Origin of the sequence: Flavobacterium aeripolare (genome assembly GCF_013294025.1) — a bacterium.
GTDB lineage: Bacteria > Bacteroidota > Bacteroidia > Flavobacteriales > Flavobacteriaceae > Flavobacterium.
The window spans coordinates 203,350-225,650 of sequence record NZ_JABSNL010000003.1; the positions used below are offsets into that span (position 1 = coordinate 203,350).

21 protein-coding genes and 1 pseudogene are annotated in these 22,301 nt (G+C 34.8%); 15 read left to right on the forward strand and 7 right to left on the reverse strand.

Annotated elements, in window-relative coordinates:
* Nucleotides 1–52 precede the first annotated feature (52 nt).
* Nucleotides 53–823 carry a DeoR/GlpR family DNA-binding transcription regulator gene (locus HNQ00_RS05320; RefSeq protein ID WP_173837281.1) on the reverse strand — a complete coding sequence of 257 codons (771 nt, stop codon included), beginning with the start codon at nt 821–823 and terminating at the stop codon, nt 53–55.
* A gap of 153 nt (nt 824–976) precedes the next feature.
* On the opposite strand from HNQ00_RS05320, the gene HNQ00_RS05325 reads away from it, so the two are divergent.
* The 11 genes and pseudogenes from HNQ00_RS05325 to groL all read left to right on the forward strand — a co-directional run bounded on the left by HNQ00_RS05325 (nt 977) and on the right by groL (nt 12,759).
* Nucleotides 977–2,560, forward strand: coding sequence for a glycerol-3-phosphate dehydrogenase/oxidase (locus HNQ00_RS05325; protein WP_173837282.1), 1,584 nt, complete (start codon nt 977–979; stop codon nt 2,558–2,560).
* 23 nt (nt 2,561–2,583) lie between these two features.
* Complete coding sequence (gene glpK, locus HNQ00_RS05330) at nt 2,584–4,080, forward strand: glycerol kinase GlpK (protein WP_173837283.1); 1,497 nt, start codon at nt 2,584–2,586, stop codon at nt 4,078–4,080.
* Nucleotides 4,081–4,095: 15 nt separating this feature from the next.
* Nucleotides 4,096–4,827: pseudogene (locus HNQ00_RS05335) on the forward strand (MIP/aquaporin family protein); the annotation flags it as partial.
* 28 nt (nt 4,828–4,855) lie between these two features.
* Nucleotides 4,856–5,647 (forward strand): hypothetical protein, encoded by a 792-nt coding sequence (locus HNQ00_RS05340; protein WP_173837285.1) that lies wholly within the window; start codon nt 4,856–4,858, stop codon nt 5,645–5,647.
* A gap of 341 nt (nt 5,648–5,988) precedes the next feature.
* A complete protein-coding gene (gene miaB, locus HNQ00_RS05345; protein WP_173837286.1) occupies nt 5,989–7,434 on the forward strand; it encodes a tRNA (N6-isopentenyl adenosine(37)-C2)-methylthiotransferase MiaB in 1,446 nt (481 codons plus the stop codon).
* A 78-nt stretch (nt 7,435–7,512) separates the two neighbouring features.
* Complete coding sequence (locus HNQ00_RS05350; RefSeq protein ID WP_173837287.1) at nt 7,513–8,769, forward strand: sigma-54 interaction domain-containing protein; 1,257 nt, start codon at nt 7,513–7,515, stop codon at nt 8,767–8,769.
* Between the two features lie 59 nt (nt 8,770–8,828).
* Nucleotides 8,829–9,332, forward strand: a complete 504-nt coding sequence (locus tag HNQ00_RS05355) for an LptE family protein (RefSeq protein WP_173837288.1) — start codon at nt 8,829–8,831, stop codon at nt 9,330–9,332.
* 23 nt (nt 9,333–9,355) lie between these two features.
* Entirely contained in the window at nt 9,356–10,213 is an 858-nt protein-coding gene (locus HNQ00_RS05360) for a tetratricopeptide repeat protein (protein ID WP_173837289.1), read from the forward strand.
* A 3-nt stretch (nt 10,214–10,216) separates the two neighbouring features.
* Complete coding sequence (gene secG / locus HNQ00_RS05365) at nt 10,217–10,558, forward strand: preprotein translocase subunit SecG (protein WP_173837290.1); 342 nt, start codon at nt 10,217–10,219, stop codon at nt 10,556–10,558.
* A gap of 141 nt (nt 10,559–10,699) precedes the next feature.
* Nucleotides 10,700–10,975 (forward strand): co-chaperone GroES, encoded by a 276-nt coding sequence (locus HNQ00_RS05370; RefSeq protein WP_173837291.1) that lies wholly within the window; start codon nt 10,700–10,702, stop codon nt 10,973–10,975.
* 152 nt (nt 10,976–11,127) lie between these two features.
* Nucleotides 11,128–12,759, forward strand: coding sequence for a chaperonin GroEL (groL, locus tag HNQ00_RS05375; RefSeq protein WP_173837292.1), 1,632 nt, complete (start codon nt 11,128–11,130; stop codon nt 12,757–12,759).
* Between the two features lie 122 nt (nt 12,760–12,881).
* Here the strand turns inward: groL and HNQ00_RS05380 are convergent, their stop codons facing one another.
* Nucleotides 12,882–13,565: a DedA family protein gene (locus HNQ00_RS05380; protein WP_173837293.1), complete on the reverse strand. Its 684-nt coding sequence runs from the start codon at nt 13,563–13,565 to the stop codon at nt 12,882–12,884.
* A gap of 396 nt (nt 13,566–13,961) precedes the next feature.
* Between HNQ00_RS05380 and HNQ00_RS05385 the strand changes: the two genes are divergently transcribed.
* The 4 genes from HNQ00_RS05385 (at nt 13,962) to HNQ00_RS05400 (ending at nt 18,190) form a co-directional block, all read left to right on the forward strand.
* A complete protein-coding gene (locus HNQ00_RS05385) occupies nt 13,962–14,426 on the forward strand; it encodes a GAF domain-containing protein (RefSeq protein ID WP_173837294.1) in 465 nt (154 codons plus the stop codon).
* A gap of 24 nt (nt 14,427–14,450) precedes the next feature.
* A complete protein-coding gene (locus tag HNQ00_RS05390; RefSeq protein ID WP_173837295.1) occupies nt 14,451–15,419 on the forward strand; it encodes an energy transducer TonB in 969 nt (322 codons plus the stop codon).
* 129 nt (nt 15,420–15,548) lie between these two features.
* A complete protein-coding gene (gene rpsO, locus HNQ00_RS05395; protein WP_026707725.1) occupies nt 15,549–15,815 on the forward strand; it encodes a 30S ribosomal protein S15 in 267 nt (88 codons plus the stop codon).
* A 233-nt stretch (nt 15,816–16,048) separates the two neighbouring features.
* On the forward strand, nt 16,049–18,190 hold the full coding sequence (locus tag HNQ00_RS05400; protein WP_173837296.1) for a polyribonucleotide nucleotidyltransferase: 2,142 nt from the start codon (nt 16,049–16,051) through the stop codon (nt 18,188–18,190).
* 534 nt (nt 18,191–18,724) lie between these two features.
* Here the strand turns inward: HNQ00_RS05400 and HNQ00_RS05405 are convergent.
* The 5 genes from HNQ00_RS05405 to HNQ00_RS05425 all read right to left on the reverse strand — a co-directional run bounded on the left by HNQ00_RS05405 (nt 18,725) and on the right by HNQ00_RS05425 (nt 22,262).
* A complete protein-coding gene (locus HNQ00_RS05405; protein WP_173837297.1) occupies nt 18,725–19,555 on the reverse strand; it encodes a GIN domain-containing protein in 831 nt (276 codons plus the stop codon).
* A gap of 33 nt (nt 19,556–19,588) precedes the next feature.
* Complete coding sequence (locus HNQ00_RS05410; RefSeq protein ID WP_173837298.1) at nt 19,589–20,416, reverse strand: mechanosensitive ion channel family protein; 828 nt, start codon at nt 20,414–20,416, stop codon at nt 19,589–19,591.
* Nucleotides 20,417–20,419: 3 nt separating this feature from the next.
* Nucleotides 20,420–20,623: a hypothetical protein gene (locus HNQ00_RS05415; protein WP_173837299.1), complete on the reverse strand. Its 204-nt coding sequence runs from the start codon at nt 20,621–20,623 to the stop codon at nt 20,420–20,422.
* Entirely contained in the window at nt 20,623–21,186 is a 564-nt protein-coding gene (locus tag HNQ00_RS05420; RefSeq protein WP_371738876.1) for an RNA polymerase sigma factor, read from the reverse strand. The genes HNQ00_RS05415 and HNQ00_RS05420 overlap by 1 nt, the downstream gene beginning before the upstream one ends.
* A 62-nt stretch (nt 21,187–21,248) precedes the next feature.
* Nucleotides 21,249–22,262: an OmpA family protein gene (locus HNQ00_RS05425; RefSeq protein ID WP_173837300.1), complete on the reverse strand. Its 1,014-nt coding sequence runs from the start codon at nt 22,260–22,262 to the stop codon at nt 21,249–21,251.
* Nucleotides 22,263–22,301: the final 39 nt, after the last annotated feature.

Below are 22,301 nucleotides of genomic sequence, written 5' to 3' on the forward strand. Positions count from 1 at the left end.
AAAATAATAAAACAGCAATATCACAAGGCATATATATTAAGGTATAGCAGTATTATATTGCAGCTACAATTACATCAATGCCCAGTTCCTCTAATTTTAATTTTGTATCACTATCAATACCGCTATCAGTAATTAGAATATCAATTTTAGTCAATTCGCAAATTTTTCCAAAACCTCTAACATTCATTTTTGTAGAGTCTGCTAGCACGATCACCATTTCTGCAACGTCAATCATTGCCTTATTTAAATGTGCTTCTAAAGCATTTGAAGTACTTAAACCAAACTCCAAATCAACTCCATCTGCACCTAAAAATAATTTATTACAAGAAAACTGACCTAAAGTAGCCTCAGCGATAGGCCCAACTGCCGATGTAGAACTGTTTCGAATATCTCCACCCAATTGAATAGTATCTACATTAAGTTCTTTACACAATTCTAGAGAAACCTTTAAAGAAGGCGTTAAGACAGTCAATTTTTGGAATCCTTTAATAATTCGAGATAAGTAATGAATATTTGACCCTGAGCCTAAAATAATATAATCATTATTAGAAATATACTTTAAAGCTTCACTTGCTATTTCTTTCTTTTGTTCCACCTGCAAGGTTTCTTTATCATTTACATCTCTTTCGTAAGCATATATTGGCTGCTGACTAGCCCCACCATGCGTGCGATGCAGTAACTTTTGGCTTTCTAAAAAATTCAAATCCTTTCGAATGGTTACGGTTGAAACATTATGAGTTTCACATAAATCAACAACATTAACGTATCCCTTTTGGTTTAACTCTTTTAGTATATCTTCCTGTCTTCTATTGATTATAGCCATATTGTTGCCTAAGTATTAATTTTGCTTGGATTTAAAGGTACAAAAATAAATTTCAATAAATTATTTCATTTTATTTTATTTGGTTTCGTTTTATTTCATTATGTTTGTTATTCGAAAGAGAATGAAGGCATTAAACACATTATACAACACACAATGAAACTATCTGAACAATTATCAAAACTAAAACAAACTCCAGAATGGGATGTAATCATTATTGGTGGAGGCGCTAGTGGTCTTGGAACCGCATTAGATGCAGCTAGTAGAGGATACAAAACAATTTTGGTTGAAGCAGTAGATTTCGCAAAAGGAACCTCTAGCCGAAGCACAAAATTAGTACACGGAGGCGTGCGCTATTTAGAGCAAGGTGATGTTTCACTTGTTAGAGAAGCATTAAAAGAAAGAGGTTTGCTAGCAGAAAATGCCGGCCACCTGGTTAAAAACCAATCTTTTGTTATTCCTAACTACAATTGGTGGGGTGGTTACTTCTACACTGTCGGACTAACAATCTACGACATGCTAGCAGGTAGATTAAGTTTAGGAAAATCTAAATATATTTCGAAAAAGAAAACAATAGAATTACTACCTACAGTAGAACCTAAAGGCTTAGTAAGCGGTGTAGTATATCAAGACGGACAATTTGACGATTCTCGTTTAGCAATCAACATCGCACAAACAGCTGTTGAAAAAGGTGCATGTTTACTAAACTACACTAAGGTTGTGAATCTACTAAAAGACAATAACAACCAAGTTACAGGTGTCCAGATTAAAGATCAAGAAACCGGAGAATTACATGACTTAAAAGGAAAAGTAATCATTAACGCTACTGGAGTATTCACCAATGCAATAATGAAACTAAACGATACCGTTTATAAAAAATACATTGTACCAAGTCAAGGTATCCACTTGGTATTTGACAAATCATTTTTACCTAGCGATCATGCTTTAATGATTCCTAAAACAAGTGATGGACGTGTATTGTTTGCTGTGCCGTGGCACGATAAAATTGTAGTGGGAACAACAGATACTTTGATAAAAAGCCACAGTCTTGAACCTATTGCATTAGAAAAAGAAATAGAATTTGTACTAGAAACAGCGCAAAGATTCTTAGCTAAAAAACCAACACGTGCAGATGTTTTATCTGTTTTTGCAGGGCTAAGACCTCTTGCAGCACCAGAAAAAGAAGGCAAAAGCACTAAAGAAGTTTCTAGAAGCCATAAAATTATAGTTTCGGATACTGGTTTGATTACGATTACTGGAGGAAAATGGACGACTTATAGAAAAATTGCTGAAGACATTATTGACAAAGCGATATCAGAGAAAAAATTACCGAAAAAAGAATGCAAGACAGAACACATTGCCATTCACGGTAACCAACCTACAACAACACTTGATCGTGAAAACCACTTATATATTTATGGAACTGATATTCCTAAAATTGTGGCATTGCAAAATGAAAGTCCTGCAATGAAAGAAAAGCTTCATCCTGACTACGATTATACTGTTGCAGAAGTAGTATGGGCAGTACGTCATGAAATGGCAAGAACAATCGATGACGTACTATCTAGAAGAGTACGTTTACTATTTTTAGATGCACGTGCTGCGGTGTCTAGTGCCGAAAAAGTAGCTAAAATCATAGCTCAAGAATTAGGACATGAGGATACATGGGTTCAAAATCAAGTAGCAGAATTTAAAGCTTTAGCCAACGGGTTTTTATTAACCGAATTCAAATTAAATTAATTAACCACCACATATACTAAATCATGAAAGACAAATTAATCTTAGCACTTGATCAAGGTACGACTTCATCAAGAGCCATTGTGTTTAATCACAAAGGAGAAATTGTAAAAATTTCTCAAAAACCGTTTGAACAAATTTTTCCTAAACCAGGATGGGTAGAACATGATCCTAACGAAATCTGGTCTTCACAAATTAGTGTTGCAGCAGAGGTTATTGCTAAAACCGGAATCAATGGTAAAGAGATTGCTGCTATAGGGATTACTAATCAGAGAGAAACAACAATCGTTTGGGATAGAGAAACAAGCGAACCTATATACAACGCTATCGTGTGGCAAGACCGCAGAACGGCTAAATATTGTGACGAACTTAAAGCACAAGGACATGCTGAGATGATCCAAAAGAAGACAGGTTTAATTCTTGACGCCTATTTTTCTGGAACTAAAGTGAAATGGATTCTTGACAATGTTCCTGGAGCTCGTGAAAAAGCAGAACAAGGAAAATTATGTTTTGGAACTGTAGATACTTGGTTGATTTGGAAACTTACACGTGGAGCTATGTTCATGACAGATGTTTCTAACGCAAGTAGAACTTTATTATTGAACATACATACACTTGAGTGGGACGAAGAGCTATTGCAGTTATTTGATATCCCTAGAGCAATGCTACCAGAAGTAAAACAAAGTAGTGAAATATATGGGGAAACATGTACAACACTTTTTGCAACTAAAATTCCAATTGCAGGTGTAGCTGGAGACCAGCAAGCAGCACTTTTTGGACAATTATGCACAGAGCCAGGAATGGTTAAAAACACTTACGGAACAGGATGTTTTATGTTAATGAACACAGGAGACAAACCTGTTTATTCTAAAAACAACTTACTTACAACAGTAGCTTGGAAAATCAACGGTAAAACCACATACGCACTTGAAGGAAGTGTATTTGTAGGTGGTGCAGCAGTACAATGGTTGCGTGACGGAGCTAAAATGATTGAAAAATCAGAAGATGTAGAAAAATTAGCACTACAAGTACCTGATAACGGCGGAGTCTACTTTGTTCCAGCTTTAACAGGTTTAGGAGCACCGCACTGGGATCAATATGCCAGAGGAGCCATTGTAGGAATCACTAGAGGAACTACAAACGCACATATTGCACGTGCTACACTAGAAGGAATCGCTTACCAAGTTTATGATTTAGTAAAAGCAATGGAAGGTGATTTTGGAAAAAAAGGAAAAGAGCTACGCGTAGATGGAGGAGCTGTTTCAAATGATTTACTAATGCAATTTCAGTCAGATTTGTTTGACTTCAATGTAATTAGACCTAAAACACTGGAGACAACTGCACTAGGAGCTGCTTATTTAGCTGGTTTAGCTATAGGATACTGGGACAGCATTGACGACTTACAGCAACAATGGTCAGTTGACCGCGAGTTTAAACCTGAAATGTCTCGCGAAGATGTTGATAAACTAGTGCACAATTGGGACAGAGCTGTAGGACGTGCATCAAACTGGATCGAAGATTAACTAACCAAATATAAAAATATGACACCATTTATTGCAGAGATTATAGGTACAATGTTAATGATTTTACTAGGTAACGGAGTCGTTGCCAATGTTGTACTAACGGGTACAAAAGGACACAATTCAGGATGGATTGTAATTACCTCAGCTTGGGCTTTTGCCGTATTTGTAGGAGTAGTCGTTGCCGGACCAGTAAGTGGTGCCCACTTAAACCCTATCGTAACTCTAGGACTAGCTTTAGTTGGAAAATTTGCTTGGAGCCAAGTAGCATCTTACATATTAGCGCAAATGATTGGAGCTATGATAGGAGCGTTTTTAGTATGGCTTTCACATAAAGATCATTTTGCCGCAACTGAAGATGAAGGCGGAATACTAGCTTGTTTTAGTACCGGTCCTGCTATTCGTAATTACAGTTCGAATTTGATAAGTGAAATTATTGGGACTTTTGTTTTAATATTTGTGATTTTTTACCTTTCAGGTCCAGATTTAAGTATTGCAGCCGCTGCAGATGCTAAAATAGGATTAGGATCTATAGGAGCGCTACCAGTAGCAGTGCTTGTATGGGCAGTAGGATTAAGCTTAGGTGGAACGACAGGGTATGCAATTAATCCTGCTAGGGATTTAGGACCCCGTCTTGTACACAGTATTTTATTTAAATCTAGCAGTGACTGGAGCTATGCTTGGGTACCTATTGTAGGACCTATCATAGGATCTTCATTAGCTGCACTTTGCTACATATTGCTAACCTAAAACCCCCAATAACTAACATACCTAAATCATGAAAAATCAAATTATTGCCGCTGTAATGCTACTTACAGGGTTAACAAACTACGCTCAAAGCTCAACTGCTATAGACACCGTGTCTGTGGTTGGTAAAGAAATAAAACCGTCAAGATTAGACTTTAATGTAGGTCTAGAAACTAGCCATTTATGGAGAGGACTTGTAATAAACGACGGGATGACAGCAACAGGAAATATACACTACGCCTTAAATGAAAGCCAAACATTTAAAGTTGGTTTCTGGGGCGGTGCTGGATTTGATGGTAACTACCGCGAAATCAATTATTATGTGCAGTATTCAAAAAACAACCTAACAATTGGGATTTGGGACTTATTCAATACGACTGGAATTGCAACTCCGAAGGTTTTTAACTACGACAAGTTAACCACCACACATATTATTGATTTAAGGACTTCGTATCGTTTTCCAGAATCTTTCCCGTTAAGGATTGAAGCAGATGTATTGTTGTACAGCGGCTTAAACGATCGCGATTTAAATAGTGATAGCGATTTTCAAAGTCGCCACTCTACTTATGTTGAGTTAAGCTACCCATTAATTAGAGATCAAAAGGTCAACTTGAATGCTTTTATAGGAGCTGCTTTCCCATTAAATGGAAGCAAACACTTATTTACAAACAAGGTTGCTAGCGACTTTGATGTTGTAAACACAGGAATCAAAGCGACAAAAGACATTGAAATATTTAATTACCATTTGCCTGTTTCGGCAACCGCAATGTGGAATCCGTCTAACAAAATTGCAAGAATCCAACTCGATGTGAGTTTGTTCTAACACTTAGTTATTTTAATTTGTTATTTGAAAGCACCCTACATTCTAGGGTGCTTTTTTATGTTATCACAGCACTACCCTAGCCTGGATAGTAGAGAAAAGCTCGCAGCGATAGCAACTTGTGTTTTAATCACTATAAAAGCGACCAGCGGAAGCTCTTTATACTGCTTTAAAAACACAGTTTATAGCGTGAGAACTTGAAACGAATAGCCAGAAACAGCTCCTGATATGACCGATTTTAAAAAAAATAAAACAATGTTAAATCTTCGGCTGACATCTTGTCATAATGTTTCAAATAATTGTACCTTTGCGCCCTTATTAAAATACACTTTTGAAAGTGACTTATGGAAAAGATTATTGAAGAAAGCAAACAAGGGGAAGCACTTGTTTTAGAAAATAAATCAGGAAATACTAAAAAATTATTCATTGAAAGTTATGGCTGCGCTATGAATTTCTCTGATAGTGAGATTGTTGCTTCTATTTTATCAGAGAACGGATACAACACCACTCAAAAATTAGAAGAAGCCGATTTAGTATTGGTTAACACTTGCTCAATTCGTGATAAAGCGGAGCAAACAGTTCGTAAAAGATTAGAAAAATATAACGCTGTAAAGCGCATCAACCCTAAAATGAAGGTGGGTGTTTTGGGCTGTATGGCAGAGCGATTGAAGAGTCAATTTCTTGAAGAAGAAAAAATTGTTGACTTAGTTGTAGGTCCAGATGCATACAAAGATTTACCTAATTTATTAAGTGAAGTAGAAGAAGGTCGTGATGCTATCAATGTAATCTTATCAAAAGATGAAACCTATGGTGATATTTCGCCTGTGCGATTAATGAGCAACGGAATCACTGCCCTAGTATCGATAACTCGTGGTTGTGATAATATGTGTACTTTTTGCGTAGTTCCTTTTACAAGAGGTCGTGAGCGCAGCCGTGAGCCGCAAAGCATCATGAAAGAAATACAAGATTTATGGGATAAAGGTTTTAAGGAAATCACGCTCTTAGGTCAAAATGTAGACAGTTACTTGTGGTATGGTGGTGGACTGAAAAAAGATTTTGCTACCGCTTCAGAAATGCAAAAAGCTACCGCAGTAGATTTTGATCAACTACTAGAGATGGTTGCTGTAGGATTCCCTAAAATGCGCATTCGTTTTTCGACTTCAAATCCGCAGGACATGCACGAGAGTGTTTTACATGTTATTGCCAAACATAATAATATTTGTAAGCACATTCATTTGCCTGTACAATCAGGAAGCAACCGTATTTTGAAAGAAATGAATCGTTTGCACACTCGTGAAGAATACATGACGCTAATTGATAAAATAAGATCGATTATTCCTAATAGCTCTATCTCACAGGATATGATTGCAGGCTTCCCCACAGAAACAGAGCAAGATCATCAAGACACGTTGAGCTTAATGGAGTATGTAAAATATAATTTTGGTTACATGTACTCTTACTCTGAACGCCCAGGAACACTGGCAGGAAGAAAAATGGAAGATGATGTTACTGATGAAACTAAAGCAAGACGTCTACAAGAAATTGTAGACTTGCAACAAAAACATGCTTGGGCAAGATCAGAAGAGTTTATAGGTCAAACGGTAGAGGTTTTGGTCGAAAAAGTGTCTAAAAAGTCTACTGAAGAATTCTCAGGAAGAAATTCTCAAAGTATTACTGTCGTTTTCCCGAAAGAAGACTATAAGATAGGTGATTTTGTAAACGTAAAAATCACAAGTTGTACTAGCGGAACGTTAAAAGGGGAAGCTGTGGGATATTCTAGTATGAACTAAAAATGTTTAAAGTTTAAGATTTGAAGTTATCATAAGCGCTTTAAACCTTAAACAAGACAAACTTTAAACTAAAAGACAATGGAGTCTATTCAAAATATAAAACAACGATTTGAGATCATTGGGAATGACCCAAAACTAAATCGCGCCATTGAAAAAGCAATTCAGGTTGCTCCTACAGATATATCTGTATTAGTTGTAGGAGAAAGTGGTGTGGGTAAAGAAAGTATTCCTAAGATCATACACTCTTTATCGCATAGAAAACACGGAAAGTACATTGCCGTTAACTGTGGTGCGATTCCAGAAGGGACAATCGATAGCGAACTTTTTGGTCATGAAAAAGGGGCTTTTACAGGAGCTACAAGCACACGTGAAGGCTATTTTGAAGTAGCTGATGGCGGAACTATTTTTCTTGACGAAGTAGGTGAACTACCCTTAACGACACAAGTAAGATTATTGCGTGTACTAGAAAATGGTGAGTTCATTAAAGTAGGTTCGTCGCAGGTTCAAAAAACAGATGTTCGTATTGTTGCCGCAACCAATGTGAATTTATTTGATGCCATCGAAAAAGGAAAGTTCCGTGAGGATTTGTACTATCGTTTAAGCACTGTAGATATTTTACTTCCCCCTTTAAGAGATAGAAAAGAGGATATTCATTTATTATTTAGAAAATTTGCTGCTGATTTTGCACACAAATACAAGATGCCTCCTTTAAAATTAGACGATGGTGCAGTTCAGGTTTTGCAAAAATTTAGATGGAGTGGAAACATTCGTCAATTACGAAATGTAGCCGAGCAATTATCAGTATTAGAAACTAGTAGAGATATAACTGCTGCTGCTTTACTATCTTACTTGCCTACAGAAGGAAGCAATTTACCTTCTGTAATAAAAGATAAGAAAGCAGAAAGTGATTTTAGTACCGAACGCGATATATTATACAAAGTACTTTTTGATATGAAAAGTGATTTGAATGATCTAAAAAAATTAACACTAGAGTTAATGAAGAATGGATCGAATAAGGCACAAGACATAAATCCGAATTTGATTCAGAAAATTTATGGTTCTAAGGATGAAGACACCGAGTTTGATTTTGAGGACGAACCACGTACACCTCTATTATCATCTGCTAAAAAAGAAGAAAACTTCACTGAAAATGAGGAAAACTATCTTTTTGCCGAAACCATAGAAGAGGAAGAGGTACTGCGCTTAGAACAGAAAGAAATTGAAATGATCAAAAAATCATTGGAAAAAAATAAAGGAAAACGGAAGGCTGCTGCTGACGAATTAGGAATTTCAGAACGCACCTTATATAGAAAGATTAAGCAATTTGATTTGTAAAAAGCTAACTATATAGCCCTCGCCTATTTACTTTTAAATTTATTCGATAAAAAAACAACATGAAAAAAATATACCTACTTCTTACAATTGCTATAACCTTTACTTTTAGTAGCTGTGGTGTTTATAACTTTACTGGAACCGGTAAAATCGACGCAGAGACTTTTCAAGTTAATTTTTTCCAGAATAACGCGCCGTTAGTCGAACCTGGTATTGATAGAACATTTACATTAGCATTGCAAGACTTAATACAGAACCAGACCAATCTAAACCTGGTAAAAACTGGAGGAGATCTTACATATGAAGGGGAAATAGTAGACTATAGAATAAGCCCTATGACTGCCACTGCTGATCAGCAAGCATCTCAAAACAGACTAACTATTCGTATTAATGTTCGTTTTACTAACCGCAAGAAGGAAGCTGATGATTTTGAAAAAACATTTGAATTTTTCTATGACTACCCTGCCCAAACACAACTTACCGGAGCCGTGTTAACAACAGCATTAGATGAAATATTTGATAGAATCACACAAGACATTTTTAATGATTCATTAGCCAAGTGGTAAACCCTTAAAACAAATACATCCTTATGAATGTAAACGATTATACCAGTTTATTAAGCAAATCAAGCACTATTACCGAACAGGATAGCCAAGCGCTTGCTGCGGTAGTGGAGCAATTTCCTTATTTGCAAAGTGCGCGCGCCTTGCAATTGAAAGGGCTATATAATCACAACAGTTTTAAATATAACTTTGCACTAAAGGTAACTGCCGCACATACTACAGATCGAGCAGCTTTATTTGAGTTCATAACGGCAACCAGTTTCAATTCACATCAAAAAGTTGTTCTCACAAAAAGCGACTTAGATATTATGAATATTACTGTTGTAGGTAGTGAATTAATTGAAGGAGAAAAGCAAGTAAGTGTAAAAGAACAAGGAATTGAACAGTCAATCCTTAGTTCGATTGCAACAGCAACCAGCGAAGCAAACGATCCTGAAGAAGTAACCGAAAAATTGCATATAGGAGAACCATTAGATTTTACTGCTAATGAAACACATTCTTTTCAAGAATGGTTGCAGTTATCAAAGGCTACTCCTATAGATCGAGAAAACGAACAACTTGAAAACGAAGTAAGCGAAGAATATTCTCCTGAGGAATTAGAGGAGAAAAAGAAAAAAGCATCTATAATTGATCGCTTTATAAAAACGAGTCCAAAGATTTCACCGGTTAAAAGTGGCGCTACACCAGTCATCCAAATTGACATTAATAAAGACGAGCATTCGTACTTAATGACCGAGACTTTAGCCAAAGTATATTTAGAACAAAAAAAATATCAGAAAGCGATTCAAGCATATGATATATTAATTTTGAAATATCCAGAAAAAAGTAGTTTCTTTGCAGACCGTATCTCGGATATTAAGATTTTACAACAAAATAATAATTAAACAATGAGCACATTTTCAATTTTTTTAGTTTTGATTACAATAGTTTGTTTTCTATTAATAGTAGTCATTATGGTTCAAAATCCTAAAGGTGGTGGATTATCATCTTCATTAGGTGGTTCAACTCAAATGGGAGGTGTACAAAAAACATCTGATTTCTTAGACAAGAGCACTTGGACATTAGCTACTGTTTTAATAGCGTTAATCTTATTATCTACTTTAAGCTTCACAGGAAATTTAAGTGATACAGATTCAAAAATTATCGAAAACACTTCTACTGCAGCCCCTGCTACTCCAGCAGCAGCTCCAGTTCAAGCTGAGCAAGCACCAGCTACTCCAGCTAAATAATAATATATCACATATATTTAAAAATGCCAGCTTGTCAAAGCTGGCATTTTTTTTAAGTAAATATGGCAGATTAACTAGCATGGCACAGTTTCTGAATCTTAAAAAACATCATTACAACAAAACAATTTAAAAGATATAATTATGGCTTTAAACATCAAACCACTTTCAGACAGAGTTCTTATTGAACCAGTTGCTGTAGAAACTAAAACTGCATCAGGGATCTTTATTCCAGATACAGCCAAAGAGAAACCGCAAAAAGGAACAGTAGTTGCTGTAGGAAACGGTTCAAAAGACCACACGATGACAGTGAAAGTTGGAGACACAGTACTTTACGGAAAATATGCAGGTACTGAACTTAAATTAGAAGGTACAGATTATTTAATTATGCGCGAAGACGATATTCTTGCAATAATCTAAAATCCCCTTCCCGGCCCTCCCTGAAGGTGAGAGAGACTAAACGGATAAAAATAGTCTTTGTACTGATAAATTCAAACAAGACGCCTTAGAAGAATCCAAAGCTTAAAACCTTTTTAAGACTTTGACAACTTTAAACTTTTAAACAAAAAAAAATGGCAAAAGATATAAAATTTGATATTGAAGCACGTGACGGATTAAAACGTGGTGTAGACGCATTAGCAAATGCAGTAAAAGTAACCCTAGGACCAAAAGGTCGTAATGTAATCATTGGAAAATCATTTGGTGGACCAAACGTTACTAAAGATGGTGTTACCGTAGCTAAAGAGATTGAACTAAAAGATCCTTTAGAAAACATGGGAGCTCAAATGGTTAAAGAAGTAGCTTCAAAAACAAATGATTTAGCAGGAGACGGAACAACTACTGCAACAGTTTTAGCACAAGCTATCGTTAAAGAAGGTTTGAAAAACGTTGCTGCAGGTGCTAACCCAATGGATTTAAAGCGTGGAATCGACAAAGCAGTAGAAGCAATTGTTGCCGACTTAGCAAAACAATCTAAAGTGGTAGGTTCTGACTCTGATAAAATCAAACAAATTGCATCTATCTCTGCTAATAACGACGAAGTTATAGGTGAGTTGATTGCTATGGCTTTCGCCAAAGTTGGAAAAGAAGGAGTAATCACAGTTGAAGAAGCTAAAGGTACAGATACTTACGTAGACGTAGTTGAAGGTATGCAATTTGACAGAGGATACCTTTCTCCATACTTCGTTACAAATTCAGAAAAAATGGAAGTAGAACTAGAGTCTCCTTACATTTTATTATATGACAAAAAAGTATCTTCATTAAAAGAATTACTTCCAGTATTAGAGCCAGTTGCTCAATCAGGAAAACCATTATTAATTATCGCTGAAGATGTTGATGGTGAAGCGTTATCTACATTAGTAGTAAACAAATTACGTGGTGCATTAAAAATCGCTGCTGTAAAAGCACCTGGTTTTGGAGATAGAAGAAAAGCAATGCTTGAAGATATTGCTATTTTAACTGGAGGAACTGTAATTTCTGAAGAAAGAGGATACACGCTTGAGAACACAACTTTAGAAATGTTAGGTACTGCTAAAAAAGTAACTATCGACAAAGACAACTCTACAATTGTAAGTGGTGCTGGTGAGGCTGACATGATCAAAAATCGTGTGAACCAAATTAAAGGTCAAATGGAAGCAACGACTTCTGATTATGACAAAGAAAAATTACAAGAGCGTTTAGCTAAATTAGCTGGTGGTGTTGCTGTACTTTACGTAGGAGCTGCATCTGAAGTTGAAATGAAAGAGAAAAAAGACCGTGTAGATGATGCACTTCACGCAACTCGTGCGGCTGTAGAAGAAGGTATTGTTGCTGGTGGTGGTGTTGCTTTATTAAGAGCAAAAGCGGCATTAGCTAACTTAATCGCTGAGAACGCTGATGAGGCTACCGGAATCCAGATTATCTCTCGCGCTATTGAAGCTCCATTAAGAACTATTGTTGAGAACGCAGGTCTAGAAGGTTCTGTAGTAGTTTCAAAAGTTGCTGAAGGAACCGGAGATTTTGGCTACAATGCAAAAACTAATGAATATGTAGACATGTTATCAGCAGGTATTATCGATCCTAAAAAAGTGACTCGTGTTGCATTAGAAAACGCAGCATCTGTTTCAGGAATGATTTTAACAACTGAATGTGCTTTGATTGACATTAAAGAAGAAGGAGCTGCTGGCGGAATGCCAATGGGTGGCGGTATGCCAGGAATGATGTAATTCATCCCTCTTAAACATAAAAAAGGCGCTTCAAATTTGAAGCGCCTTTTTCTATATATGCTATTCTAATATCTTAAGTTCATTTTATAATAAGCTGAAATAATCATTAGTTAATCTAACATCTATTCTTCTATCTTAGTAGATTTCCTAGAAAATTTTATGATTACAGGCAGTAGCGTTATCGCAACCAATGCTAGTACTATTAATTCGATATGTTCTTTTAAATTGATATCGTAATTATCTAGTAAAAACCCGTAAAGATAATGACCTGCAAAAATTAATGTGAACGACCATAGGAACGAACTCACAACATTATAAAACATGAACTTTTTCTTATCCATGGTTACAATTCCTGCTACGATAGGAGCAAAAGTTCTAAAAATAGGAAGGAATCTAGCGAAGATGATTGCTCTACCTCCATGTTTTTCAAAGAAGTCTTTAGATTGTACCAAGTATTTCTTTTTAAACCAAAAAGAATCTTCCTTGTTATATAAGTAGTACCCGCTTTTTGATCCAAACCAGTATCCAACAATATTCCCCAATATACCTGACAAAGCGACAAGCGTGGAAAGAAGAACAACGTTAACAAAATCACTTTCGATAAAAAGGATATTTTCGATCAATTCACGACTATAAATACCCGCAAGGAAAAGCAAACTATCCCCTGGAAGGAAAAAGCCAGCAAAAAGTCCTGTCTCTGCAAATACTATAAAGAGTACGATATAAATACCCAACTTGATTCCATTCACATCAAAGTGAATATAAAATAAAGGGTCAATTAAATTCTTCCAATCAAAACTGTTCATTCTTAGGTGTTTTTGTGCTAAAATATTTTGAGCGTGAAAGTAAGTATTATTTAGCTCAAGTACAATTTATTAATTCAATTTAAACATAAATTAACGATTAAAAATAAGCTTCTCTCTACCTACAAAAGCAATACTGAAAAATTAATACTGTAAATACGTTTAATAATCACTTACCAGAATAAAATTCAAGTTTTCAAAATTCGATTTTCATTCGAAAAAAAAGCTACAATTACATTATCTAAAACCGCATTTAAAACGTGATTTACAAGAGCTATGGCATGAGGTGACTTTTTTGAAAAACACTTTCTAATTACAAAAAACAACCAGACTTTATATTTAACAAAATTATGCACTATATAAACCGCATATTAAATACTTTTGCATAAAAATACTATTATGACATTTCAGGAATTACAACCAAGAGTAACAGAAATTACTACGGCAAGTGCTCTTTCGAGAGATGAAAAACTGCTAGCAATTTGCCAATTATTAAACGAAAATATAGAATACTATAATTGGGTTGGCTTTTATTTTGCCAACCATGAAACGCAAACATTACACCTAGGTCCATATATAGGTGCAGAAACCGATCATACGGTAATTCCGTTTGGAAAAGGGATTTGCGGACAAGTTGCAGTATCGAATGATAATTTTGTAGTACCAGATGTTGCTGCTCAAGACAACTATATCGCATGTAGCTTCACAGTAAAATCAGAGATAGTAGTACCGTTATTTGTAGACGGAAAAAATATAGGACAAATTGATATTGATAGTCATGTAATCGATCCCTTCACAGCAGAAGACGAACGCTTTTTAGAGTTTGTTAATGCAGAAGTTTCTAAATTGTATGAAAAATATTAGTTTTGTTTTAATATAAAACACTGTATGAAAAACAAAATATTTTTACTTACGATCATACTATTAAGCAGCTTCTCTTTCTCGCAAACAAAAAAAGCAGTTAGTCAAATCATTTACCTTGATTCACTCTGGCACAATACAACTAAGGGTAATCATCAGTACTATAGAATAGTTAATGAATATTACTCTGATAGAGATTTCTACATCATTAACGACTTCTATAAATCTGGAGTATTACAAATGATCGGAAAATCTAAAGATAAAGACCAAGTTAGATTAGAAGGACAAACCATCTTTTATTATGAAAATGGTAATAAAAAATCGACATGTAATTACGAAGCTGATAAAAAATCAGGCAAAGAATTTGCTTGGTATGAAAGCGGAGCGATAAAACTTGAGGCTGAACATATTATTGCCGAGGATAAAAAAACAAACGATTATAGACTGTTACAATTTTGGGATACTAATAGCAAACAAACTGTGATTGATGGTAATGGAATTTATGAAAACGCAGAGGATTTAGAAGCTAATGATACCTCAGCTTCTTTTTCTGAAAAAGGAGAAATAAAGAATGGAAAGAGGAATGGGATTTGGACAGGTAAGTCAACAAAATTTAATACTACCTATACTGAAAGCTACGTTAATGGAAAGTTCATTAATGGTACAAGTACTCTAGGAGATTACACTAAACACCATTATACCGAACTAAAACAAGCAGCGGCTCCCAAAAATGGGATGCAAGATTTTTATAGGTATATAGGTAAACAATTTAGAACTCCTAAAATAGAAGGGCTTCAAGGAAAAATATACATGACTTTCGAAATAGATAAAGAAGGTAACTTAACTAATCCAAAGGTGCTTCGTGACCTAGGATATCAAACAGGAGAAGAAGCAGTTAGGGTAATAAACGCAGCAAAAAACTGGAATCCTGCAAGGTTAAAAGGAATAGCTATAAGTTCTTTTTATGCCCTCCCCATTACCATTACGGCAAGATAAAAGCAGGAACCGATAATTATTTACATAAATTTTAAAAGTTTAATTCTCGTTTTCAAAAATAAGTATTACTTTTGCACGGTCTAACAATAGATGCTAGACATACATAAAAATCATTAAACAAATATTGGAATGTATTTAACTAAAGAGATTAAAGAAGACATCTTCGCACAACACGGAGAAAAAACAAACACTGGAAAAGCTGAAGCACAAATCGCTTTATTCACATTCAGAATTAGCCATTTGACTGAGCACTTGAAAAAAAATCGTCATGATTACAATACAGAGCGTTCACTAGTATTACTAGTAGGTAAAAGAAGATCTTTGTTAGACTACTTGAAAAAGAAAGAAATTAACAGATATCGTGAGATTATCAAAGTATTGAATATCAGAAAATAATCAATATAAAAAAGAGGTGCGCAAGTGCCTCTTTTTGTTTTTATAAGTCATAATTTTACTGAATAAGTAAGTCCTTTATTAAAAGGCATTAGAGAGAGTAAAATAACATAAAGTTAGTACACGAAGTACTAGCAAATAAAAAAGTTTGGTTTTTCATTGGGTTTTAGGCATTAACTACGCAAACAACAACTACAACACAACTAGAACCCATGTTTAACTAATAAATTAAATTTATGATTCCACAATTATTTGTAGAAAGTATCGATTTAGGTGATGGAAGAAACATCACAATCGAAACAGGTCGCTTAGCTAAACAAGCTGATGGATCTGTAGTAATAAGAATTGGTAAAACTGTAATCTTAGGAACAGTTGTATCATCAAGAAAAGCAAGTCCTGGTATTGACTTTTTACCTTTAACGGTAGATTACCGTGAAAAATTTGCTGCCGCAGGACGTTTCCCTGGAGGTTTTTTCAAGAGAGAAGCAAGACCAAGCGACAGCGAAGTATTAACAATGCGTTTAGTAGACCGTGTTTTACGTCCGCTTTTTCCAGATGATTACCATGCTGAAGTACAGGTAATGATTCAATTAATGTCTCATGACGATGACGTTATGCCAGATGCACTTGCAGGTCTTGCAGCATCAGCAGCATTAGCTTTGTCTGACATTCCTTTTGAAACATTAATCTCTGAAGCTAGAGTTGGTAGAGTTGATGGAAAATTCATTATTAACCCAAGCCGTGCTCAATTAGAATTATCTGACATCGATATGATGATTGGTGCTTCTATGGATTCTATCGCAATGGTAGAAGGTGAAATGAAAGAAATTTCAGAAGCAGAAATGCTTGAAGCAATTAAATTTGCTCACGAACATATCAAAAAGCAAATTTCGGCTCAATTACGTTTGCAAGCTGCTTTTGGTAAAAAAGAAGTTCGTACATATGAAGGAGAAAGAGAAGACGAAGCTATTTACGCTAAAGTAAAGGCAGCATCTTACGATAAAATTTATGCTATTGCTAGCAAAGGTTCTTCTAAACAAGAACGTACAGCTGCCTTTGAAGAAGTAAAAGACGAAGTAAAAGCGTTATTTACTGAAGAAGAATTAGCAGCAGATGGAGATTTAGTTTCTAAATACTTCAAGAAAACAAACAAAGAAGCGGTTCGTAACGTTACCTTAGATTTAGGAACTCGTTTAGACGGAAGAAAAACTACAGAAATTAGAGATATCTGGTGTGAAGTAGATTACTTACCATCTGTACACGGATCTGCATTGTTCACACGTGGAGAAACTCAAGCTTTGGCAACAGCAACTTTAGGAACTTCTAGAGAAGCAAATCAAATCGATTCTCCATCACAACAAGGTGAAGAGAAATTCTACTTACACTATAACTTCCCTCCTTTCTCAACAGGTGAAGCACGTCCTTTAAGAGGAACTTCAAGAAGAGAAGTAGGTCACGGAAACTTAGCTCAAAGAGCTTTGAAAAACATGATTCCTACTGATTGTCCTTACACTATTCGTGTAGTATCTGAAGTATTAGAATCTAACGGTTCATCTTCTATGGCAACTGTTTGTGCTGGAACATTATCATTAATGGATGCAGGTATTCAAATGATTCGTCCCGTTTCTGGAATTGCAATGGGATTGATTACTGATGGTGATCGTTACGCTGTATTGTCTGATATTCTTGGTGATGAAGATCACTTAGGAGATATGGACTTTAAAGTAACTGGAACTTCTGAAGGAATCACTGCTTGTCAAATGGACATCAAAATTGATGGATTGAAATACGAAATTATGGAAGCTGCACTTGCTCAAGCACGTGACGGTCGTTTGCATATTCTTGGTAAATTAATCGATACTCTAGCAGCTCCAAAAGAGGATGTTAAAGCATACGCTCCAAAAATCATCACAAGAAGAATTCCTAATGCTTTCATTGGTGCCTTAATCGGACCTGGTGGTAAAGTAATTCAAGAATTACAAAAAACTACAGGAACTACAATTGTTATCAATGAAGATCCTACTACTGAAGAAGGAGTTATTGAAATCTTAGGAACTGATCCTGCTGGAATTGAAGCAGTATTAGCTAAGATTAAATCAATCACTTTCAAACCTCAAATGAATGAGTCTTACGAAGTGAAAGTAATCAAAATGTTAGATTTTGGTGCCGTTGTAGAATATACATCAGCTCCAGGAAACGAAGTTTTATTACACGTATCTGAGTTAGCATGGGAACGAACAGAAAATGTTTCTGATGTAGTGAACATGGGTGACGTTTTTGAAGTGAAATACTTAGGTATGGATCCAAAAACTAGAAAAGAAAAAGTGTCAAGAAAAGCACTTTTACCAAGACCTCCACGTGAGGAGAAAAAAGAGTAATCAGATCTTAAGTTTACTAAAGGTTTATTTATAAGGAGTCCCGTTTCATTTATTTGAAACGGGATTTTTGTTTTATTGGAGCATGCCGCAAGTTCATAGTTTATAAAACGCATTCTTATTCTCCCCAAAGTTTGTCATGCTGAAAGCATCTCAAACAAGCCGTGAACGTTCTATTTACGACTCCAAATAAATCAAACTACTACCTGTTAACAATTAGCGACTACTGCTGAATAACAACGCTTGCTTTGATTTACAAAACATATATCGAGATTTATAATCACCTAACGATATCACTCGGAAAGACTCCAAGATAGCTAAGCATTTTAACGTGACGCTTTCAGCGTGACAAACTGTTACTTGTGATTGTTAATAAAACCTTATTGGACTACAAAGCAAACATATTGACATTACTAAAAATTTACCCTCAAAAAAAACCCAGAACAGCGTCTAGGTTTAAAGTACTTTTATTTAACATAAAAATCAAACTAAATCACGCATTGATAGAGTCTAAATTTCAACATTTGATGTAGCAAATTATCGTTTCAATAACTCCGACTTCCCTTTTATTCCATTCATTATTACATTTGGAGTATTATGTAAATAAAGTTTTGATTTCCCTTCCAGAAAAACAGCAATTTCTTTAGAACAATTTAGCGTAGCTTCTGAGTCATCATGTTGCATTACATCTGCATTACGAACCATTAACTTTTCTGCTCTTAAAATTGGTTTTCCTACTAAACTCATCCTTAATTTCTCAGCGTCACCACTTGCAGACAGCTCTGCATCTTTATACATTTGCAAATCGAGTGATTCTGTTTTTAGTATTGCTTCTGCATCAATTTTATCACTTAAGATCATTTTTATTGATTCGGCTTGTAAGTCCACTTCTGCATCTGCATCATTACTTAGACTGAAATTAATATTTCTAGCTGTAATATTCAATTTCATTTTTGAATCATCTTGACCCATAATATCAAAATCGTCGGTGACAACTACAGATCCTAGTTGCTTTATTTGTGCGTCATTATACAGCTTTATAGCATGAATAGTAGTAACATTTAAAGTAATCTCCATTTTTTTACTTGAAGTAATTCTTGCCGAACTTCTTATTTTAAGAATACTATCTACAACTTCAAACTTTATAACATCTTGTAGATTAGCATCTGTTCTAAGAAAGTAATTATTACTAAGATTTCCGGCTGTAAATGTCACTTCAAGATCATCATATATTTCAACTGTATCAAAACCATTAAGTGTATATGTCCTTTCAATTACATTTTTATCTCCTTTTATTTTGGCTTTTTTCTGCGCATAGGAATTCGCAAAACAACCAAACAAGAATGCTATAAGTAGTATTTTTTTCATTTTATATATTTTAAATCTTATTAATTTTGAATTTTATTCTTTAACCTCAACTGTACTTTCTATAATCTGCAGTATGGGGATAACTACCTTTCCTGATGCCGTTTTTAGTGTTAAACTGATATTATCTATCGCGATAATTTCACCTTCATTGCCATTAACTTTTATATGCTCACCTACAGTGTAGTTTTTTCTAGCATAAAAAGTAAACAACAAATTAGTAATTACATCTTTGGATCCTAATCCAAATGCCAAAGCAAAAGTTAGTAAAAAAGCACCTAAAATTATCGTAATATTATTTGTAACAATGGTCGTATCTACACCTGCTTGATTAAGTGCCGTAATGGTTACTAAAATTGCAATGCCGTAAAACACGATACTACTAATCATTTTTGCGCCACTCATATTTAAGGATGTAAACAATCCATGTATTGCTTTTCTAACAAAATTAGCGATGTATATCCCAATCATAAACAACGCGATAGCACTAAATAATCTTGGTAAATAACGTAACAAGTTACTTATTTCAACAGATATTATTGTCCACTGCATCACATCGGCAGCGATAATCATAAACACTAAAATTAAAATCCACCGCACAAAACCTATTATGATCTCAGAAATATTTATTTGGAAATCTGATTTCCCAAATAAATCAGATTCATTTATTTTATCACCCACTTTATCAATATTAGATACTGTGAGTGCTTTACGCAAAATAAAGATAACTGCTTTTGAAATTACCCAACCTATAACTAATACAAGTAATGCGTAGATAAAACTGATTAGCCCCTCACCTATTTTAAAGAAAAGTGTATTTACCGTATTTAAAGTATCTGATCTCAACTGGTCTAAAACTTCCATATCTTATTTCTTTGTATCGTTATTATTATTATCATTTTTTGTCTTAAACATTCCTTCTATTGCTGACGCATAGTTTGACGAAAACAAACTAGTTACTTCCATAATGAATTTTACTGCGTTAACATCATCCATTACCTTTTGTTTTAATTCTTTAGGGACTTCTTGTAATGGAAGCCCTATTTTTTTGAAAGGATTCTCGTTTTCCATTATATAGCTAATTTATTGTACACTTCGGCGATTTTTACTTTTGCTCTTGATAGCCGCATCTTAACGGCACTTTCAGATAATTCTAATACTTCTTGAAGCTCCTTTATAGGCACATCATCTTGGTATTTCATTTGTAAAATCATGCGGTCCTCAGGAGGAATCAGCGTTAGTGCTTTTTCCAGTTTATGTACTTGCATTTGATACAAAGTAGAGTCATTTACTTCGATAGCCAAGTCATACTGTTCTTCTACTTGATTTGAATGAGATGAAATCTTGCGCTCTTTATCACGATTGAGATAATTAACACAAAAATTATAAGTAACAGAATACAACCATGTAGAAAACTTAGACTTCCCGTTAAAACCTGAAATCTTTACAAAAACATGTAGAAATACATCTTGAGTTAAATCTTTGGCTTCATCTATAGATCGAACAAAACTGTAGCATTTATTATAAACTAAATGTTCGTATCGATCATATAAAACTCCAAACATAACTGTATCGTTAGTCTCTCCAATTTTTGATGCCAATTCTTCGTCAGTTACATCTTTGTATTTCTCCACTTTGTATATCCTTTATATAAGTTAGACACAACTATTATTACAAAGTCACTATTAAAACACAGTTAATTTTTAACTACAAAACTTACATCAACCCTACGAGCCATAGTTTCAGTACTACTGTTTGTATCTACTCCATGATGTTGAGATAGTATTCTTTTTGGTGAGATTCCGTTCTCTATTAAAAACTGTTTTACCGCATCATTTCGAAGTAAAGATAATTTATTATTGTAATCAATATTTCCTTTTTTACTACTATAGCCTTCTAAAAACACTAATAAGTTTGGATTGCCATCTAAATCTAGAGCTACCTCTCCCAAACGTATAGCATCACCTTGTTCTATTTTTGTAGCATTATTATCAAAAAAGACTTGCGCTTGTACCTTTTCATACTTCTCTTTCAAGATCTCTTGTACTGAAACAAATTTAGCCGATGGCTTTATAGCAACATCAGCTTGCTCTAAAGCTAGAGAATCTGTAACTACAACCAAATTATCTACGCGGTTTACATTTGCAACTGTTTCTATTTTTTCAGCAGCCTTAGTACTGGTCGCAGCAACAACCGCCACTGCAGCTGGAACTGCAATCGTATTCACTTTTTGGAGCATCAATAATCGTTCTTGATTACGCAGTAAAGCGTCATATTTATTATTTAACAAGTTCAACTGTCGCTCATAGCTTTTATTTCTATCTTCTACATAGAGGGGTTTTTGAGTATTATTTACTACAGTATTATAAATGGTATCTCTTATAACCGTTATTTTTTTTGATGATGTAAAAACAGTATCAAGTATCACTCTTTGTTTCAATATAGTATCTCTATTCATACGTAGAGTAGCTAATCGATTCTCTAACAGATTCATTCTTTGCGTCAAGCTATCGTTGTTAACCGTATTATATTCTGAAATAAGTTCACTCGTGATTTCATTTTTAGGCGCAACTGCAGTCTTTTGATTTTTAAACTTTTGCAAGATCGAAATTAAATGAGGCTTTGAAATCACTATCTCTCCCTCTTGGTGGTTTTGTCCAAAGAAAAGTGTTGTAAAAAGTAATAGGATAAGGGTCGTTTTTGTTTTCATACTATATTATTTATTGAATGTTGTCAAAATAGAAATTAG

Coding starts and splice junctions, on each gene's coding strand:
- glpK (WP_173837283.1), top strand. CDS start 2,584: ATGAAAGACAAATTAATCTTAGCACTTGATCAAGGTACGACTTCATCA.
- HNQ00_RS05340 (WP_173837285.1), top strand. CDS start 4,856: ATGAAAAATCAAATTATTGCCGCTGTAATGCTACTTACAGGGTTAACA.
- HNQ00_RS05320 (WP_173837281.1), bottom strand. CDS start 823: ATGGCTATAATCAATAGAAGACAGGAAGATATACTAAAAGAGTTAAAC.
- HNQ00_RS05390 (WP_173837295.1), top strand. CDS start 14,451: ATGAAAAACAAAATATTTTTACTTACGATCATACTATTAAGCAGCTTC.
- HNQ00_RS05425 (WP_173837300.1), bottom strand. CDS start 22,262: ATGAAAACAAAAACGACCCTTATCCTATTACTTTTTACAACACTTTTC.
- HNQ00_RS05400 (WP_173837296.1), top strand. CDS start 16,049: ATGATTCCACAATTATTTGTAGAAAGTATCGATTTAGGTGATGGAAGA.
- HNQ00_RS05380 (WP_173837293.1), bottom strand. CDS start 13,565: ATGAACAGTTTTGATTGGAAGAATTTAATTGACCCTTTATTTTATATT.
- HNQ00_RS05370 (WP_173837291.1), top strand. CDS start 10,700: ATGGCTTTAAACATCAAACCACTTTCAGACAGAGTTCTTATTGAACCA.
- HNQ00_RS05385 (WP_173837294.1), top strand. CDS start 13,962: ATGACATTTCAGGAATTACAACCAAGAGTAACAGAAATTACTACGGCA.
- miaB (WP_173837286.1), top strand. CDS start 5,989: ATGGAAAAGATTATTGAAGAAAGCAAACAAGGGGAAGCACTTGTTTTA.
- HNQ00_RS05405 (WP_173837297.1), bottom strand. CDS start 19,555: ATGAAAAAAATACTACTTATAGCATTCTTGTTTGGTTGTTTTGCGAAT.
- secG (WP_173837290.1), top strand. CDS start 10,217: ATGAGCACATTTTCAATTTTTTTAGTTTTGATTACAATAGTTTGTTTT.
- HNQ00_RS05360 (WP_173837289.1), top strand. CDS start 9,356: ATGAATGTAAACGATTATACCAGTTTATTAAGCAAATCAAGCACTATT.
- HNQ00_RS05415 (WP_173837299.1), bottom strand. CDS start 20,623: ATGGAAAACGAGAATCCTTTCAAAAAAATAGGGCTTCCATTACAAGAA.
- HNQ00_RS05350 (WP_173837287.1), top strand. CDS start 7,513: ATGGAGTCTATTCAAAATATAAAACAACGATTTGAGATCATTGGGAAT.
- HNQ00_RS05410 (WP_173837298.1), bottom strand. CDS start 20,416: ATGGAAGTTTTAGACCAGTTGAGATCAGATACTTTAAATACGGTAAAT.
- rpsO (WP_026707725.1), top strand. CDS start 15,549: ATGTATTTAACTAAAGAGATTAAAGAAGACATCTTCGCACAACACGGA.
- HNQ00_RS05325 (WP_173837282.1), top strand. CDS start 977: ATGAAACTATCTGAACAATTATCAAAACTAAAACAAACTCCAGAATGG.
- HNQ00_RS05355 (WP_173837288.1), top strand. CDS start 8,829: ATGAAAAAAATATACCTACTTCTTACAATTGCTATAACCTTTACTTTT.
- groL (WP_173837292.1), top strand. CDS start 11,128: ATGGCAAAAGATATAAAATTTGATATTGAAGCACGTGACGGATTAAAA.